The 16,859-nt window shown below is 37.7% G+C and carries 15 protein-coding genes; 6 read left to right on the top strand and 9 right to left on the bottom strand.

The annotated features are described in order from the left end of the window. Positions 1-29: 29 nt before the first annotated feature. Both mutS and HQN86_RS23610 read left to right on the top strand, forming a co-directional pair. Positions 30-2,639 carry a DNA mismatch repair protein MutS gene (gene mutS, locus HQN86_RS23615; RefSeq protein ID WP_216854494.1) on the top strand — a complete coding sequence of 870 codons (2,610 nt, stop codon included), beginning with the start codon at positions 30-32 and terminating at the stop codon, positions 2,637-2,639. A gap of 5 nt (positions 2,640-2,644) precedes the next feature. Further along, positions 2,645-3,163: a C40 family peptidase gene (locus HQN86_RS23610; RefSeq protein ID WP_246269724.1), complete on the top strand. Its 519-nt coding sequence runs from the start codon at positions 2,645-2,647 to the stop codon at positions 3,161-3,163. Positions 3,164-3,282: 119 nt separating this feature from the next. Here HQN86_RS23610 and HQN86_RS23605 read toward each other — a convergent pair whose 3' ends face one another. Both HQN86_RS23605 and HQN86_RS23600 read right to left on the bottom strand, forming a co-directional pair. Further along, positions 3,283-5,190, bottom strand: coding sequence for a DUF3857 domain-containing protein (locus HQN86_RS23605; RefSeq protein WP_172663315.1), 1,908 nt, complete (start codon positions 5,188-5,190; stop codon positions 3,283-3,285). Further along, complete coding sequence (locus HQN86_RS23600; RefSeq protein WP_172663314.1) at positions 5,191-7,167, bottom strand: DUF3857 domain-containing protein; 1,977 nt, start codon at positions 7,165-7,167, stop codon at positions 5,191-5,193. It abuts the gene before it with no gap. Positions 7,168-7,318: 151 nt separating this feature from the next. Between HQN86_RS23600 and HQN86_RS23595 the strand changes: the two genes are divergently transcribed. Continuing rightward, positions 7,319-8,323 (top strand): 3'-5' exonuclease, encoded by a 1,005-nt coding sequence (locus tag HQN86_RS23595; protein ID WP_172663313.1) that lies wholly within the window; start codon positions 7,319-7,321, stop codon positions 8,321-8,323. A gap of 15 nt (positions 8,324-8,338) precedes the next feature. Here HQN86_RS23595 and queG read toward each other — a convergent pair whose 3' ends face one another. After that, complete coding sequence (gene queG / locus HQN86_RS23590; protein ID WP_172663312.1) at positions 8,339-9,283, bottom strand: tRNA epoxyqueuosine(34) reductase QueG; 945 nt, start codon at positions 9,281-9,283, stop codon at positions 8,339-8,341. Positions 9,284-9,359: 76 nt separating this feature from the next. Between queG and HQN86_RS23585 the strand changes: the two genes are divergently transcribed. Beyond that, complete coding sequence (locus HQN86_RS23585; RefSeq protein WP_172663311.1) at positions 9,360-9,569, top strand: hypothetical protein; 210 nt, start codon at positions 9,360-9,362, stop codon at positions 9,567-9,569. 13 nt (positions 9,570-9,582) lie between these two features. Here the strand turns inward: HQN86_RS23585 and ruvB are convergent, their stop codons facing one another. The 3 genes from ruvB to pdxH form a co-directional block, all read right to left on the bottom strand. Then, positions 9,583-10,605, bottom strand: a complete 1,023-nt coding sequence (gene ruvB, locus HQN86_RS23580) for a Holliday junction branch migration DNA helicase RuvB (protein ID WP_172663310.1) — start codon at positions 10,603-10,605, stop codon at positions 9,583-9,585. A 141-nt stretch (positions 10,606-10,746) separates the two neighbouring features. Then, on the bottom strand, positions 10,747-11,637 hold the full coding sequence (locus HQN86_RS23575) for a 3-hydroxybutyryl-CoA dehydrogenase (RefSeq protein ID WP_172663309.1): 891 nt from the start codon (positions 11,635-11,637) through the stop codon (positions 10,747-10,749). A 10-nt stretch (positions 11,638-11,647) separates the two neighbouring features. Further along, positions 11,648-12,298 (bottom strand): pyridoxamine 5'-phosphate oxidase, encoded by a 651-nt coding sequence (gene pdxH / locus HQN86_RS23570; protein WP_172663308.1) that lies wholly within the window; start codon positions 12,296-12,298, stop codon positions 11,648-11,650. 47 nt (positions 12,299-12,345) lie between these two features. On the opposite strand from pdxH, the gene HQN86_RS23565 reads away from it, so the two are divergent. Further along, the gene (locus HQN86_RS23565; RefSeq protein ID WP_172663307.1) at positions 12,346-12,909 is read left to right on the top strand and encodes a YqgE/AlgH family protein; all 564 of its coding nucleotides are present in this window, start codon (positions 12,346-12,348) and stop codon (positions 12,907-12,909) included. 74 nt (positions 12,910-12,983) lie between these two features. On the opposite strand, the gene purE is transcribed toward HQN86_RS23565, so the two are convergent. Then, complete coding sequence (purE, locus tag HQN86_RS23560; protein ID WP_172663306.1) at positions 12,984-13,466, bottom strand: 5-(carboxyamino)imidazole ribonucleotide mutase; 483 nt, start codon at positions 13,464-13,466, stop codon at positions 12,984-12,986. After that, a complete protein-coding gene (locus HQN86_RS23555; protein ID WP_172663305.1) occupies positions 13,466-14,605 on the bottom strand; it encodes a 5-(carboxyamino)imidazole ribonucleotide synthase in 1,140 nt (379 codons plus the stop codon). Before HQN86_RS23555 ends, purE begins: the two co-directional genes overlap by 1 nt. A gap of 18 nt (positions 14,606-14,623) precedes the next feature. Between HQN86_RS23555 and HQN86_RS23550 the strand changes: the two genes are divergently transcribed. Continuing rightward, positions 14,624-15,856 carry a BaiN/RdsA family NAD(P)/FAD-dependent oxidoreductase gene (locus tag HQN86_RS23550; protein ID WP_246269723.1) on the top strand — a complete coding sequence of 411 codons (1,233 nt, stop codon included), beginning with the start codon at positions 14,624-14,626 and terminating at the stop codon, positions 15,854-15,856. 13 nt (positions 15,857-15,869) lie between these two features. On the opposite strand, the gene HQN86_RS23545 is transcribed toward HQN86_RS23550, so the two are convergent. Further along, the gene (locus tag HQN86_RS23545) at positions 15,870-16,652 is read right to left on the bottom strand and encodes a leucyl/phenylalanyl-tRNA--protein transferase (RefSeq protein WP_172663304.1); all 783 of its coding nucleotides are present in this window, start codon (positions 16,650-16,652) and stop codon (positions 15,870-15,872) included. Positions 16,653-16,859: the final 207 nt, after the last annotated feature.

Below are 16,859 nucleotides of genomic sequence, written 5' to 3'. Positions count from 1 at the left end.
ATCTTTACGATTTTGTAAACAGAATCATTTTGGCTAAAGATAATACTAAAGAAACCCCGTTAATGCAACAATACAATGCGATCAAAGCAAAGTATCCCGGAGCATTATTACTATTTAGGGTTGGCGATTTCTATGAAACATTTGGCGAGGATGCGGTTAAAACAGCTCAGATATTAGGTATCGTTCTTACCAGAAGAGGTACAGGGCCAAATGGTGCTTTGGAATTAGCTGGTTTTCCCCATCATTCATTAGATAATTATCTTTCTAAGTTAGTTAGGGCAGGCCAGAGAGTGGCTATTTGCGACCAGCTTGAGGACCCTAAAACAACTAAAACAATTGTTAAAAGAGGGGTTACGGAACTGGTTACACCAGGAGTAGCGTACAATGACAATATATTAAGCCAAAAATCTAACAATTATCTGGCTGCGGTTTATTTCGATAAGAATTCAATAGGTGTCTCTTTTGCTGATATCTCAACGGGTGAGTTTCTGGTTGCACAGGGCGACGCAGAATACATAGATAAGCTTTTGCAAGGCTTTAAACCAAATGAAGTAGTTTTCCAGAAAAGTAAAAGAAAAGAGTTCCTTGAGAATTTTGGCGACAAGTTTTATACTTTCCATTTGGATGACTGGGCATTTACCAACGATTATGCAAATGAGATTTTAACCAAACATTTTGAAGTAGCTTCATTAAAAGGATTTGGAGTTGATAAACTGCAAACCGGTATTGTAGCTGCTGGAGTAGTGCTTCATTATTTGAACGAAACTGAGCACCGCAATTTAAAGCACATTTCTTCGATCTCTCGTTTAGAAGAAGATAAATATGTATGGTTAGATCGCTTTACCATCAGAAACCTGGAATTGGTTAGTTCTACAAACGATAATGCCATTACACTTTTCGAAGTGCTTGATCAAACATCAACCCCAATGGGTGCTCGTTTGCTGCACAAGTGGATCATAATGCCATTAAAGGAATTAAAACCAATACAGGAACGTTTAGGTGTAGTAGAGTTTCTGATTAAAAAGGAACCGCTTTTAGAAGAGTTCTTGACGCACATTAAACAGATAGGCGATTTAGAAAGGCTGATTTCCAAAGTAGGGTTGCAAAAAGTAGGTCCAAGGGAACTTTGTCAGCTAAAAAAAGCACTGTATCATATAGAATCTGTTAAAAAGATAGCAGAAGAAGTGAAAAACCCTTTCTTATCTGTTCTTGCAGATCAGTTAAATCCATGTTTAACCATCAGAGAAAAACTCGAAAGAGAATTACAGCAAGATCCCCCTGCTGTATTAATCAAAGGGAACGTAATAGCTGAGGGTATCGATGAAGATCTTGACAGGCTTAGGAAAATAGCTTTTGGCGGTAAAGATTACCTTGTTGAAATACAAAAGAGAGAAGCTGCCATCACTGGTATTCCGTCATTAAAAGTAGCCTTTAACAATGTTTTTGGTTATTACCTGGAAGTCACTCATACCCATAAAGACAAGGTGCCTGCAGACTGGATCAGGAAACAAACACTTGTAAATGCAGAAAGATACATTACACCCGAACTAAAGCAATACGAAGAACAGATACTTGGAGCCGAAGAAAAAATTCAGCAGATAGAAATCCGTTTATATAATGAATTGGTGTCTCAGGTTGCTGCATATATTAAGCAGATTCAGTTAAATGCCTTCCAGATAGCTCAATTAGATGTGCTATTGTGCTTTGCACAGCTGGCTATTAAAAATCACTATGTTAAGCCCGAAATTACTACAGGTAAAGCATTAGATATCAAAGGTGGCAGGCACCCGGTAATTGAAAAAAGGCTACCTGTAGGTGAGGAGTACATTACCAATGATGTATTTTTAGACAACGATACTCAGCAGATCATCATCATCACCGGTCCCAATATGTCGGGTAAATCGGCCATATTAAGACAAACAGGTCTCATTGTTCTAATGGCCCAAATGGGTTGTTTTGTGCCGGCAAAGGCTGCAAGTATAGGGCTAATAGATAAAATATTTACACGTGTAGGTGCGTCCGATAATCTTTCTTCAGGCGAAAGTACATTCATGGTGGAAATGAATGAAACTGCAAGTATCCTAAACAATATATCGGATAACAGTCTTATTCTGCTAGATGAAATTGGTAGGGGAACAAGTACTTACGATGGTATTTCTATTGCATGGGCAATCGCAGAGTTTCTGCACACGCATCCAACGGCGCGACCAAAAACATTGTTTGCTACCCATTATCATGAGTTAAATGAACTTGCCAACACAATGAGCCGCGTTAAAAACTTTAATGTATCTATTAAAGAGGTCTCAAATAAGGTGATCTTCCTGCGTAAACTAGTGCCCGGTGGAAGCGAACACAGTTTTGGTATACATGTTGCTAAAATGGCCGGTATGCCTCCTAAACTGATCAATAGGGCAAATGAGATCCTTAAAAAACTTGAAATAGACAGAACCGAAGGGCAAAGCATTAAAGATAGCATTAAGAAGGTTCAAAATCAGGCCTATCAGTTGCAGATGTTTGCTATTGATGATCCCGTTTTAGTGAAGATAAGAGATACACTTAACAACCTGGATGTAAATATACTTACTCCGGTTGAAGCGCTTTTAAAGCTCGATGAAATACAACGAATAATAAAACAATAAAGGCTATGATGATTTTGAATACGCAGAAAAACAATGTTAAAGCTGTACTATTTGTACTTATGTTAATCGTGTTGTCTTCCTGCGGTTCAAGAAAAGCAAGTGTAAAACCTAACCCAAATTCAGCATCTAAGATTGCTTATGCTATGTCTCATTTAAAAAGCAAGCAATTGTATCGCTTTATTAACGATTGGACAGGGGTAAGGTACCGTTTGGGCGGATTAGATAAACGTGGTATTGATTGTTCAGGTTTTGCTTTCTTATTGCAAAAAGACATTTATGGGAATAGCTTACCTCGGAGGTCCCGCGATCAGGCCGAAACAATCAAAGAAAAAAGCATTAGTCAGTTAAAAGAAGGAGATCTTATCTTTTTCTCTTTTGGCGGTGGTGCTGTAGATCATGTTGGAATATATCTTAACGACACTTATTTTGTTCATGCATCTACAACCCGTGGGGTAGTGGTCGACGATTTAACCCTTCCTGCTTACCAAAAAACAATGGTTAAAGCAGGTTCTTTTAGAAACTAAACTATGTCAGAACATAAACAAGATTCCTTTTGGAATAAGTACAAACGCTTTGCTACAACCGAAATTCTGATGTACCTAATCATGATTATCGGAATAGCTCTTGGAATTATATTTCTAAGTTAATTCGTTTTAAAAATCACCTTACTATTATCTGAACTACTTACGTCACTAAAAAAGCGCATAAAGCTTTCGTATTTGTCAGCGGGGTACGTCCCATTATTCAAAACAAATTTTCTGTTATATATCAGCTTTTTACCCTCCATTGTAACCTTTACAGCATAGCTGCCAAATGGCGATTTAATTTCCCTGTCATTAGGTTTAGCTTCAATACTATATCCTTCGGGAAGGTTATATATTATCTCATCTTCATCTGTAAAGCCCCTGTTCACATATACAGGTAATGTTCTGTTTCTAACTTCTGGAATGGAGTTGGTTTTGTTGAACGCATTAAGTACCATATAGATCCTGTCATTTGTACGGGGTGCATACCTCTGAATAGTTAGATCTAAGGACTCTGAGGTTACAGGATTGCTATCCTTTCTTTGAGCAAGTTTAAGATTGTTAAAATCAATATTGTCAATATCATACTCTTCTTTTAGCAATTTTAACTGCTCAGATGAAGGCTTACTAATGATACGACGATAATTATCATACTGGGAGCCACTAAAGTCGGTGTGCAACTTGCCATTAACATTACCATCCTTATCTAAATTAAGCTCTGCCTTACGTTTTAGCAGGCTTGCAGCAGTAGTTAAGGCTGGTGTTTTTAGTAATTTACCACCTTCTTCTGTACAGGCCAATACAACACGGTCGTCGGTAAAACTTCCTAAATATCCAAACGGACTATCCTGACTGGTACATTCTAACCAGGTGGTATCACTTTTAAGTGGTACACATAAAATAATATGATTTCCCTGATCCATGCTTGCAAAATCGGCATCCATACTCTTTTTATAACTATCGCCATATACCACGCAATAAAGACTGTTTATACCTACAGCTTTTAATAAACTTTGTGTGTAATTTACCAGCGCTTTACAATCGCCATAAGAAACACGGTGCACTTCTGTTGCTTCAAAAGGTTGGAATCCGCCTATACCAATCTGCACACTAATGTATCTTGTTTTCTTCTGCACGTATTCATAGATCTTTTTTGCCTTCTCTTTATCACTGTCTAATCCTTTTACCAGGTTGTTCATCTCCTGAATAATATCTGGCGAAAGTGTTTGTCTTGTTTTTACGAGGTCATCATAAACCCACTTTCCTAACTCCTGCCAGTTGCTATAGCTTCCTTTATGACCATAATAAGTAAACTGTTCGGGTGCTATTTTCACATAGGTAAGATAATTGTCAGGATCAGGAGCATAAGGTTCACGCTTAATCGCACTTAGGTTAGTTACCTTCCATGTCCTACTAATAACCTTATCTGATTTTACTACCTCTGCATTCCCTTTGTAGTTGTATTCTTTTATACGGATTTTATCATCGGGCTTGGAGATGAAAGTGTAACTGGTTTTCTCTACAGAAACATCAGAATAGGGTGTTGCATACCAATCAGGGATGATCAGGTTTTGTTTAAACCTGATTTCATATTCGTAAGATATCGTGTAAGGATAAGTTAAAACATTAGGATTATACCTCTTAATCCGGGCATCTTCAAATAAAGAAAAATCACTAACAGCACTTTCATCCAGAAAGTTGCTTAAGGAAAACTTTCCGGCTGGTTTTCCAAAAGAATCCATAATAATTCCCTTTACACCTTTAATGGAGGTAGCCTTGTTGTAAAAGAGCGCTAAAGCTGCTACCTGGTCTCCGTTCTTATTCAGAACGGTAATGGCTTTTTTCACATTAAGGATAACATTCTCTGGAGCACGCATATCTACGGTAGTCTCCATGTTTCTGACTACGGCATTAGCACGACTTTTTAATGCAGAAGGAATGTTTTCTACATTATAATCTGGTTGCTCCTGAGCGTATCCCTTAAAGGCAACAGCAATAAAAATCAGAAGTAATAATCTCTTCAGCATTTACTTGGTTTTTTTAAATACAATATCAGTTTTTTGCGATTGTATAATACGGCTATAAAATTCTTTCAATGACAAGTAATCCTCAGATTCGTAAATAGGTTTATTGAATTGAAGCATCTCATTGAAAACAAAAGAATCGTCTTGCATTGATGTTGAGGCAAGATATTTCCCGCCATTTTCTGTCAGCGCCATCGACATATCTTTCGGTTTATCAATTACAGAAATATTAGCAGGAAGTTTAATGATCATGGTGATCCTTTCTTCGCTTGCCGCCCCCATATCAACAGGATAAGTCCTTTCATTTAAATTGAATGGGTTTTTAGTAATACGATTAATAAAGAATGGATTAAAGTATGATTGATCGGCATTTAAATTGTCAAAGACCTTCATTTCAATCTCATAGTCTTCTACCAGCGTGTTGTCCAGGCTATCCACATTTTCTATTGAATGTTTTAATATGCTTATTCCGGGCATTTGTTCGTCTAACTTTTCTACATATTCATCTACAGAGTTGGCTGCTACAATGCGCTGGCGTTTTTTAAGTGCAGCATACCCTAATGAGTAAGTAGTTAGTTTGCCCTTTAGTTTTCCATCTGCAGTTAATTCCGCATTAAGAACATACTTTGTAGACTCTTTTTGACTGGCTTTTAAATCGTACCAGTAAGATGGTTTCTTTAAATTAATAACCCTGCCATTTCCATTTATACAATGTAATGGAAGCAGGCCGAATGGTAACAGGGGTTCTGTTGCATCCAGTAAATAGCTTTTATCGCCAATATTAACCTTTGCAACCACATAATTAAAATCGCTGATCACCGGATAAAGGTTGTTAACTACCCCATTTGCCCTGGTTGATAATATTACGGCTTCAGCATCCAGATCTGCGGCGCTTAAAGCAGCAATTAATGCTAAATTTATATCTCCGGTATTTCCAGAGTGCTTTTCAAGAGCGGTTTTAATGTTATTCTCACTGTAAATACCAATGAAACCATTCATTTTTATATTCTTCCTAATGTAATTATAAATGGCTTTTGCCTTGCTTAAATCATCGCTGGCTTTGCCCAATATTTGAGGCATCAGCTCTTTAAAAACATCTTTTCGCTTCATTTGAGTGCCAAATGATTTGTCTGAATTTAATTCATAATCAACATCTTTCCAGGTCTTAGTGATGCTTTTTTTGCCACCATTAAGCATAACATAGTCAGAAAGCTCATAGTAAATGGCCGATCTGAAGTTACTTGGGGCAGTCATATAATCCTCTTCAATCAATGCCGGAACGTCCTTCATAATATAGGTCATTTTTGAACAGTCAATCTTATTTCCTGCAATCATTAAACATTCCTTCTTTATTTCTGCATTCTGCTTGGTAAGTTTCTGCGCCCCTCTTAACGAAACATTGTAATTATAGATAGCAGGGATATTGGCTATATATTCGCTGTGTAACTTTGGGATGTCTGATTGAAATTCCCATGTTTTAAAGTTGAAGATATAAGGCGAATGCAGTCGGTAGCTATATTCAATAATGCTTCCATCCATTAAGTTGGGCATCGTAAATTTTGTTAGCGAAACGTATTTGTTCTTTTTCTCATTGAATACTTGTTTCTTATCCAGCTCAGTTTTAACCAGCTGACCATTTACAATATTTATCGTAGTGGCTTTTAGTTCTTTAATTTCATCTTCATCATCCCGATATATCCTCAATGGAATTACAATATTTCCATGGTTAAAACCTTCTTTATTAAATATTTTAATGCGTACATGATATTCAAAATCAATGTAGGTTTTACCGGTTGCATTATCCAGCTGTACGGCTGTAGTGCCAAATTCTCTGATAACCATAGCATTAGCATTGCTATCTAGTTGCGTGTTTTTTAATTCAATATCACTTCCTGTAATTCTTGCATACTCAAAATCCTGAGCATAAGAATGACTAATCGAAAAAAACGATAAAAGAAGCGCAATGGAAAAAAGTTTCATAATGGAGCGATATTATATAGCAGTATTGATACAGCAAAGGAAATAAAAATATACATTAAAACCATTTGTTTCAGAATTTAATGCATTATCAAATAAGTTAAGGTTTAATGGATGATTTTTACGACTTTTGAAGAGCTACAAAATGTTAGAAATGAAATTATATTTAAATCGTCCGCTTGCTTTTTTTGATTTAGAAACTACCGGAGTTAATGTTGGTGCCGATCGTATCGTAGAAATTGCCATACTAAAAGCCATGCCTGATGGTTCGGAAGTAATTAAAACGCTACGTATTAATCCAGAAATGCCTATTCCTCTGCAATCATCTTTAATTCATGGAATTTATGATAAGGATATTGCAAACGAGCCAACATTTAAAGATGTAGCACAAGAACTTTCTGATTTTATTGGAGATGCTGATTTAGCAGGATATAACTCAAACAGATTTGATATTCCTGTATTGCTTGAAGAGTTTCTAAGGGCAGGAGTGGATTTTGATATGTCCGACAGGAAGTTTGTAGATGTTCAGAATATATTCCATCAAATGGAGCAACGTACCTTACGTGCCGCCTATAAATTCTACTGCGATAAAGATATTGTAAATGCGCATTCTGCAGAAGCAGATATCACTGCCACTTATCATGTCTTATTGGCTCAAATTGAGCGCTATAAGGACACAGAATTCGAGGATAAACAAGGTAACATATCCAAACCGGTTCAGAACAGTGTTGATGCCCTTCATACTTTTACAAATATGAATAAACCTGTGGATTTTGCAGGCCGAATGGTTTTTAATGAAGATAATGAAGAGATTTTCAATTTCGGAAAGCACAAGGGCAAAACTGTAGAGCAGGTTTTTGATACTGAACCTAGTTACTATGCCTGGATGAAACAAGGTGATTTTCCTTTATATACAAAGAAAAAGCTTGGTGAAATTTGGGATAGATGGAATAAAAAGAAGGAAAAGCTTAAACTTGAGAAACAGCAACAACAAGGGCAACAGTCGCAGGCTCCTAAGCAGGCACAACCGCATGTAGCAAATAAGCCTAACCCAAACCAGGCAAAGCCGGCATTTAAGCCTCAGCCTAAAAAGGAAAAACCCGCAGTTGATGTGACTAACGATATGTTGGAACAGCTAAAAATGAAGTTCGGGAAATAGAAAAAACTGCCTGAATTAATTATCAGGCAGTTTTTTTATGAAATCTATATTCCTGGTAAGTCCTTTGAATTTAGTCCTTTTAACCGCCGAGTTCTTAAATATATTTTTAAATACATCTTCAGTAATGTCGAGCCAGTCTTCCCGTTTCATGTTTAACAGGTTTTCTTTAGGCTGAAACTTCGGCTCAGAGTGAGGTACGGAAAATCTGTTCCAGGGGCATACGTCCTGACAAATATCACATCCGAACATCCAGTTCTCCATCTTATCATTAAAAGTATTAGGGATTTCATCCCTTAACTCTATCGTTAAATAAGAAATACACTTCTTTGCATCAATAATAAAGGGAGATAATATTGCATCGGTAGGACAGGCGTCTATACATTTGGTACATGTTCCGCAATGGTCGGTCTCAAAAGCATTATCATATTCCAGGTCTAAGTCTACAATAAGTTCGGCCAGAAAGAAGAATGAACCACTTTTTTTACTGATCAGGTTACTGTTTTTTCCGATCCATCCAATGCCTGCACGTTTTGCCCATGCGCGATCCAGAACAGGGGCGGAATCTACAAAAGCGCGCCCATTAACCTCGCCAATCTCTTCTGAAATGAAATTGAGCAATTGAAACAGCTTGTCTTTAATTACCAGATGGTAATCTGTACCATAAGCATACTTGGATATTTTTGGTGCATCAGGATCACTCTGTTGCTCTTCCGGGAAATAGTTTAGTGTTAGCGATATTACGGATTTTGAATCGTCAACCAATAATCTTGGGTCCAGGCGTTTATCAAAATGATTCTCCATGTAGGCCATTTCTCCATGGTAATTGTTATTCAGCCATTTCTCGAGCCTTGGCGCTTCATCTTCAAGAAATTCAGCTTTGGCAATACCGCATTGCATGAAGCCTAAGCGAATGGCTTCATCCTTAATCATTTTGCTGTATTTTGCAGAATTACTGTTCATGAAATGCAAAGATAATCTTTGCTTATCAAACCTTTAAGTTCTTTAATTGTTTATTAAGTAACTAAAACTTAATATTATGGATAATGCAGATGTTAAACATTCAGAGGATCCACTAAAACCTCATAAGCCAATTGAGACGAACTACTCAAAGCATCAGGATGATCCGGGACCTTCACGTCAGGCTGTAGACGAATACGATAAAAACGGGGCTGCCCCAGTATTAAAATGGATAATTCCCATTCTTGTTGTTGCTTTGTTAATCTATTGGCTGTTTTTTAAAGGCTAATGAAGTATAATGATCAGAATAATTTACCTGTTTGGCCAGGAAAATTTCTTTTCAAATGCTTGTATGCTGCTTCAGTTGCTTCACGGCCACGAGAGGTACGCATTAAAAACCCTTCTTGTATCAGAAAAGGTTCATAAACTTCCTCAATGGTTCCTTCATCATCCCCAACTGCGGTAGCAATCGTTTTTAAGCCAACAGGCCCACCTTTAAATTTATCTATAATGGTGGTAAGAATTTTATTGTCCATTTCGTCCAAACCATGCTCATCAACATTTAGGGCATTAAGTGCATAGCGAGCAATCTCAGTATCGATCTTTCCGTTGCCTTTAATCTGGGCAAAATCCCGTGTCCGTCTCAATAATGCGTTGGCAATACGAGGTGTACCACGGCTTCTGCGTGCTATTTCGTAAGCACCTTCCTCAGTAATTGGTGTTTTTAGAATATCAGATGATCTTAAAACTATGGTTGTAAGTAACTTTGCGTCGTAATAAGCCAATCTGGAATTAATTCCAAACCTCGCCCTTAAAGGTGCAGTTAGCAAACCAGAACGGGTAGTTGCACCTACTAAGGTAAAAGGATTCAGACTGATTTGAACTGAACGGGCATTGGGTCCGCTTTCCAGCATGATATCAATCTTATAGTCTTCCATTGCAGAGTATAAATACTCTTCAACTAGTGGACTCAATCTGTGAATCTCATCAATAAATAGGATGTCGCCAGTATCCAGATTTGTAAGTAGCCCTGCCAGATCACCAGGTTTATCCAAAACAGGTCCCGACGTTATTTTAATGCCTACACCCATCTCATTTGCAATGATGTGAGAAAGTGTTGTTTTACCTAAACCCGGGGGGCCGTGTAATAAAACATGGTCTAATGGTTCTCCTCTTAACTTTGCAGCTTTTACAAAGATTTTGAGGTTTTCCATAATTTTCTCTTGTCCTGTAAAGTCCTCAAAAACTTGCGGACGCAGCACTTTCTCTATATCACGTTCAATAGGAGATAGGCTTTCAGAAGAAGGATCAAGATTTTCGTTCATTTATTTTTAATATAGTATTTAGTATTTAGTACTTAGACATGGTGTTAAACATCCAAAAATACATTTAAAATCAGATATATTAAATTCTATTCTGTAGCTTTCCTTTAATCTAAATACTAAGTACTACCTACTAAATACTAACTATATACTAAACTTGGCGGCAACTTTGGCTTCTTTAACACCTTCAGAATAGTTATAGAAGCCCTCACCAGATTTAATCCCTTTGTTACCAGCAGTAACCATGTTTATTAATAAAGGACATGGAGCATACTTAGGATTCCCAAATCCGTCATGCAGTACGCGTAATATAGCCAGGCAAACATCCAGTCCTATAAAATCGGCAAGTTGCAATGGCCCCATCGGATGCGCCATTCCTAACTTCATCACCGTATCAATCTCTTCAACTCCTGCAACGTTTTCATAAAGTGTATATATAGCCTCATTTATCATGGGCATTAATATTCTATTGGCAACAAAACCCGGGTAGTCATTTACTTCAACAGGTGCCTTTTCAAGCTTTTTGGAAAGATCCATTATTGTAGCAGTAGTTTCATTACTTGTTGCGTAACCGCGAATCACCTCAACCAGTTTCATCACTGGTACAGGATTCATAAAATGCATTCCAATAACTTTGGCGCCCCTATTGGTAACAGATGCTATTTTGGTAATGGAAATAGAAGAAGTGTTACTTGCTAAAATAGCCTCCGGCTTAGCAAAAGCATCCAGATCTTTAAATATTTTTAGTTTTAGGTCAAGGTTTTCCGTGGCAGCTTCAACAATAAAATCTGCATTTGCAACACCCAATTGCATATCGGTTAATACGGTTATGTTTTTGATCGTTTCGGCCTTTTGTACTTCTGTTATTGTGCCTTTGGTAACCTGACGATCAAGGTTTTTGCCAATTGTATTGATTGCCTTTTCAAGCGCATCCTTGTTAATGTCAATCAGGTTTACCTGATATCCGAATTGTGCAAAAACATGCGCAATCCCATTGCCCATAGTACCTGAGCCTATTACTGAGATGTTTTTCATTTAAGTTTTTTTACGGAGCTAATCTATTGATAATCCACGAACCTTCCACCAAATCGTAAACAATCCTGTCATGCAGCCTGCTTGGTCTGCCTTGCCAGAATTCTATATGAGTAGGCTCCACTAAATAACCACCCCAATGTAACGGACGTGGGATTTCCTGATCAGCATATTGGGTAGTAAGTTGCTCAACTTTACGCTCTAGCGATTCCCTGTCGCTAATTACTTTACTCTGAGGAGATGCCATTGCTCCAATTTGACTACCTATTGGACGCGAGTGAAAATACTCGGAAGAAGTCTCCTCACTAACCTTACTTACCACACCTTCTATACGCACTTGTCGTTCTAACTCAGGCCAAAAGAAAACAAGGGCTGCTTGTGGGTTTTCTACTAGATCACGGCCCTTTTTACTCTCGTAATTGGTGTAAAATACAAAACCATCCTCATCAATACCTTTCAATAATACTATCCTTGCCGTGGGCTTTCCAAACCTATCGGAAGTAGCAAGCGTCATCACATTAGGTTCATATAGCTGTGAACTGACAGCGTCCTGAAACCATTTTTTAAATTGAAGAATTGGATTGCTATCAACATCATTTTCAGAAAGACTTGCCGAGCGATAATCTTGGCGTAGGTTTTGTATATTTTCTTTAGTAAGGTCCATACACAAAAATAGGGTTAGTTTAGTTAATTTTGTTTTAAATTTCTAAAATGTTAAGTCGCTTAGAACCATCTGTAGGTAAATTATTAATTTCTGAACCATTTTTAATGGATCCTAATTTTAAACGTTCGGTAGTTTTAATTACAGAGCATCAGGATGAGGGAACTGTTGGTTTTATTTTAAACCAAAGAAGTGCACTTGTGCTGAGCGATTTAATCCCTGAACTGGATAAAGCAGACTTCCCGGTATATATCGGTGGCCCTGTTGGAACCGATACCGTTCATTTCATGCATCGCTGTTATGATAAGCTAAATGGTGGCGAAGAAATTGCAAAAGGTGTTTATTGGGGAGGCAATTTTGAAGCACTGAAAATTCTCATCAGCAATGGATTTATCCAAGCCAGCGAAATCAAGTTTTTTATTGGCTATTCTGGCTGGGGTGTAGAGCAGCTTAAAGATGAGCTTAAAGAAAATACATGGATTGTATCAGACACTTATCAGGCTGATGTGGTTTTTTCTAACGATGAAGAAGATTTATGGCGAGAGGTGATCATTAACCTTGGACCAAAATATGCGCATGTTAGCAATTTTCCAAGTAATCCTAATTTGAATTAGTAATTAGTATTTAGATATTAGTATTTAGACAAGGGGCATAACTACTAATGTCCAAGTACTAATGTCTAAATACTCTAAAGCTCTAAAGCGCTTTCTTCAACTTTCTTTCTAAGCTCATCCTTATAAGCCTGCATTTTAACAGCAAGACTTGCATCAGCAGTAGAAAGTATTTGAACAGCAAGCAAACCGGCATTTTTTGCTGCATTAAGTGCAACAGTTGCAACGGGGATACCATTAGGCATTTGTAAAATAGAAAGGATAGAATCCCATCCGTCAATAGAATTTGAAGATTTTACAGGAACTCCAATTACCGGCAAAACGGTAATAGAAGCCACCATTCCAGGTAAATGTGCTGCACCTCCGGCACCCGCAATAATTACCTTTAAACCACGGCCAGCAGCCTGTTTTGCATAATCAAACATCCTTTCAGGAGTACGGTGAGCAGAAACAACTGTCATTTCGAATTCGACCCCGAATTCTTTAAAAACATCAGCAGCATCCTTCATAATATGAAGATCCGATTTGCTACCCATTATAATGCCAACTTGTACGCTCATTAGGAAATAACTTTTAATGTATTTTTAATATAATTTGCTTTTTCTATTGCACTTTCGCGGTTTTGGTCAACAACAGTAATGTGACCCATTTTACGGAAAGGCTTGGTATATTTTTTTCCGTACAAATGTACATATACACCATCAATTGCCATGATTTTTTCTAGTCCATGGTACTTTGCCACCCCATTATGGTTTTTTTCACCAAGCAGGTTAATCATCACCGCATTGTTTATTGCACGGGTGTCGCCCAGAGGTAAGTTAAAAATAGCCCTTAAATGTTGCTCAAACTGAGATACATAATTGCCTTCTATAGTATGATGACCGCTATTATGAGGGCGAGGTGCAAGCTCATTTACCAAGATGTTGCCATCCCTGGTAATAAACATTTCAACCGCCAATAATCCGGTAATATTTAATGATGAAGCGATGTTTTTAGCAATAACTTCAGCTCTTTCCTGAATCGCTTCAGGATAGGTGGAAGGAGAGATTAAAAACTCAACCAGGTTTGCTTCAGCATTAAATTCCATCTCAACCAAAGGAAAAGTTTTTACATCTCCGTTCGGGTTTCTTGCCACAATAACTGCAATCTCCTTCTCAAAATCTACAAGTTCCTCAATCAAACAAGGCCCTTCAAAGGCATTTTCAACATCTGCGGCATGGTTTATTTTCATTACCCCTTTACCATCGTAGCCGTCTTTGCGCTGTTTAAGCATGTAAGGGAAAGGAATGTTGCTGTTTAACATCTCTGCCTTACTGTTTACCAGTTGAAATGGGGCGGTAGGAATATCATTTTCTTTAAAAAACTGTTTTTGAACACCTTTATCCTGAATTAAACGGATTACCCTCGATTGTGGATAAACATGCTTTCCTTCTTTTTCCAATTGCTCAAGTGCCTCAATATTTACTTTCTCTATTTCAATAGTGATGATGTCGGCCTTTTTTCCAAAATTATAAACGGTGTCGAAATCAGTAATTGAGCCACACTCAAAATAGTTCGCTATATGTTTACAAGGTGCGTCGGTATCGGGATCTAAAATTAAAGTGGTTAAGTTATAATTGATGGCCTCTTGTATCAGCATTCTGCCCAATTGTCCGCCTCCAAGTATGCCCAATTTTAAATCACTTATCTGTTTTGCCATATCTACTATGAAAAAGTTATGCTTATTTTGCACAAAAATAACAATATAAACGGATTGATGGATGCAGATGCTATAATTATTGGAGCCGGAGCGTGTGGTTTGATGTGCGCCGTACAGGCAGGTTACCTTGGTAAAAAGGTTATCTTGCTGGAAAAAAGCGATAAACCGGGAGCTAAAATCCTGATCTCAGGAGGTGGAAGGTGTAATTATACCAACCTGTTTGCTACCGATGAACAGTTTATATCTAACAATAAACATTTCAGCAAATCGGCATTTACACAGTGGACTGTTGACGATACCGTCAGTTTTTTTGAAGCTTATGGCATCACAGGAAAAGAAAAAACTTTGGGTCAGCTTTTTCCAGATGGCAAAAATGCCAAAGACATTGTAGATGTTTTTACCTCTGTATGTGCTGATTTTGGGCAACAGATTATCTGCAATGCACAGGTATCGGAAATAGAATTTGTTAACGATAGCTCCTTTACCATAAAATATGAAAAAGGAGGGAAACAACGTACTTTAAAGGCTCCCAAGCTGGTAATAACTACGGGTGGGTTGCCTATTCCTAAAATGGGTGCAACAGATTTTGCGCTTCGTTTTGCCAGAAAACACGCCTTAAATATTATCGAAACTGCACCTGCTTTAGTGCCATTAACCATTACAGGTAAAGATGAAGACTGGTACGCTCAGTTATCAGGAAACAGTGTCTTTTGCGAAGTAAGCAACGATCGCATCTCTTTTGAAGAGAATATTTTGTTTACACATTGGGGACTTAGTGGCCCTGCTATTTTACAGATTTCTTCATATTGGAGAAGGGGTGAAGAAATAAATATAGATCTGTTGCCCGGTAAAGATATTACCAGCTTAATTGAGGAGGAAAGAAGAGCAAACGGGAAATCTTTACTTTCAACCCTGTTTAACCGGTTTTACCCTAAAAAACTTACCGATGCAATGAGTAAGTTTTTGCCAATAGAGAAACAGGTAGCATCATTAACCAAAGCAGAGCTTGAATTGATCCATAAAACCATCCACCTGTTTAAGGTAAAACCTGCAGGCGATAAGGGGTATGACAAAGCTGAGGTGATGAGGGGTGGTATTGATACCAATGAGCTTTCTTCTAAAACGCTTGAATGTAAGAACATACCCGGACTGTATTTTGGTGGCGAATGTATAGATGTAACCGGTTGGCTTGGTGGCTATAATTTTCAGTGGGCCTGGGCAAATGGTTATGTAATTGCTCAGAATTTGTAAGACAGTATTTTTCTTAAAATGATAGCTGAGGAACCGTTGGAGTGAATTTAGCCGGGGTGGCTACGGCTTTCATTAAACTTATCCTGAATTCTTCTTTTTCAACATTAACCATTCCATACTGTGTGAACCAGGAATTAGCTGCTCCGCTAAGATGTAAAGTAAATCCATCGTCTTTAAGTTTAACCAGTAAATAGTAAAAAGCGATTTTACTGGCATTGTCAACCGTATGAAATAAGCTTAACGAGGTGAAATATCCATTTATAGCAAGGCCAATTACACCACCAACAAGAATGCCATTTTGGTAAGCCTCTACACTGTGTGCTATGCCCATTTCATGCAGTTCTAAAGCCGATTTTATAAATTCAGGAGTTAGCCAAACCCTGTTCTTTTTACCATTTGTACGGGAACAGCCAGTTATTGTTTCTTTAAAATTGGTATTTACCTTTATTTGTAGTTGTGTTTCCGGTGGTAGTGTTTTTTCTTTTTTTAAACGACGTAACAAATCTTTTTGTGCTTTAAAATCCTGTATTGGGATAATACCCCTTAATTCCGGATCTTCCCAAATGGAGTTTTTACCGCCATACAAATTGGGTAGAAGGTTTTTACCCTGAGAAAATCCTTGAAATATAGTAAAGGGTGTCAGTTCAAAGTGACCATAAGACCAAAGTAATGCGTTGCTTTTACCTCCGGATATTTTTGTTAATCCAAATTGAAAGAATCCCTGCAAAGATCGCTTAACAGATTGTCGGGCATTTTCCGGAATAATTGCAGCTACTTGTTTTGGTAATATCCCCATAGCTTTTTTTACTAATAAATCTAATAAATAGATTCGACATAATATCATATGTATTTCTTGAAATTTAATAAGGTTTTAATTGGGCATTGGCAGGGCCTTAGTAGGGTTTTAGCCCTATCAAGGCCTTACGAACGCCCTGTCAACGCCCCAACAACCAAAGTTTTGATACTGCTTGTAAAAAAGCATTGTGCGAATTCTAACAGACTG

This window comes from Pedobacter panaciterrae, assembly GCF_013204795.1.
Classification (GTDB): Bacteria; Bacteroidota; Bacteroidia; order Sphingobacteriales; family Sphingobacteriaceae; genus Pedobacter; species Pedobacter panaciterrae.
The sequence above is the reverse complement of the archived record's forward strand: the minus strand, read 5'-3'. Positions and strand labels throughout refer to the sequence as shown.

Bases quoted from the DNA above. Each gene is read 5' to 3' on its own strand.
- HQN86_RS23565 (WP_172663307.1), top strand. From the start codon at position 12,346: ATGTTAAGTCGCTTAGAACCATCTGTAGGTAAATTATTAATTTCTGAA.
- HQN86_RS23610 (WP_246269724.1), top strand. From the start codon at position 2,645: ATGATGATTTTGAATACGCAGAAAAACAATGTTAAAGCTGTACTATTT.
- ruvB (WP_172663310.1), bottom strand. From the start codon at position 10,605: ATGAACGAAAATCTTGATCCTTCTTCTGAAAGCCTATCTCCTATTGAA.
- HQN86_RS23595 (WP_172663313.1), top strand. From the start codon at position 7,319: ATGAAATTATATTTAAATCGTCCGCTTGCTTTTTTTGATTTAGAAACT.
- HQN86_RS23555 (WP_172663305.1), bottom strand. From the start codon at position 14,605: ATGGCAAAACAGATAAGTGATTTAAAATTGGGCATACTTGGAGGCGGA.
- queG (WP_172663312.1), bottom strand. From the start codon at position 9,283: ATGAACAGTAATTCTGCAAAATACAGCAAAATGATTAAGGATGAAGCC.
- purE (WP_172663306.1), bottom strand. From the start codon at position 13,466: ATGAGCGTACAAGTTGGCATTATAATGGGTAGCAAATCGGATCTTCAT.
- HQN86_RS23575 (WP_172663309.1), bottom strand. From the start codon at position 11,637: ATGAAAAACATCTCAGTAATAGGCTCAGGTACTATGGGCAATGGGATT.
- HQN86_RS23605 (WP_172663315.1), bottom strand. From the start codon at position 5,190: ATGCTGAAGAGATTATTACTTCTGATTTTTATTGCTGTTGCCTTTAAG.
- HQN86_RS23585 (WP_172663311.1), top strand. From the start codon at position 9,360: ATGGATAATGCAGATGTTAAACATTCAGAGGATCCACTAAAACCTCAT.
- HQN86_RS23600 (WP_172663314.1), bottom strand. From the start codon at position 7,167: ATGAAACTTTTTTCCATTGCGCTTCTTTTATCGTTTTTTTCGATTAGT.
- pdxH (WP_172663308.1), bottom strand. From the start codon at position 12,298: ATGGACCTTACTAAAGAAAATATACAAAACCTACGCCAAGATTATCGC.
- HQN86_RS23545 (WP_172663304.1), bottom strand. From the start codon at position 16,652: ATGGGGATATTACCAAAACAAGTAGCTGCAATTATTCCGGAAAATGCC.
- HQN86_RS23550 (WP_246269723.1), top strand. From the start codon at position 14,624: ATGCTTATTTTGCACAAAAATAACAATATAAACGGATTGATGGATGCA.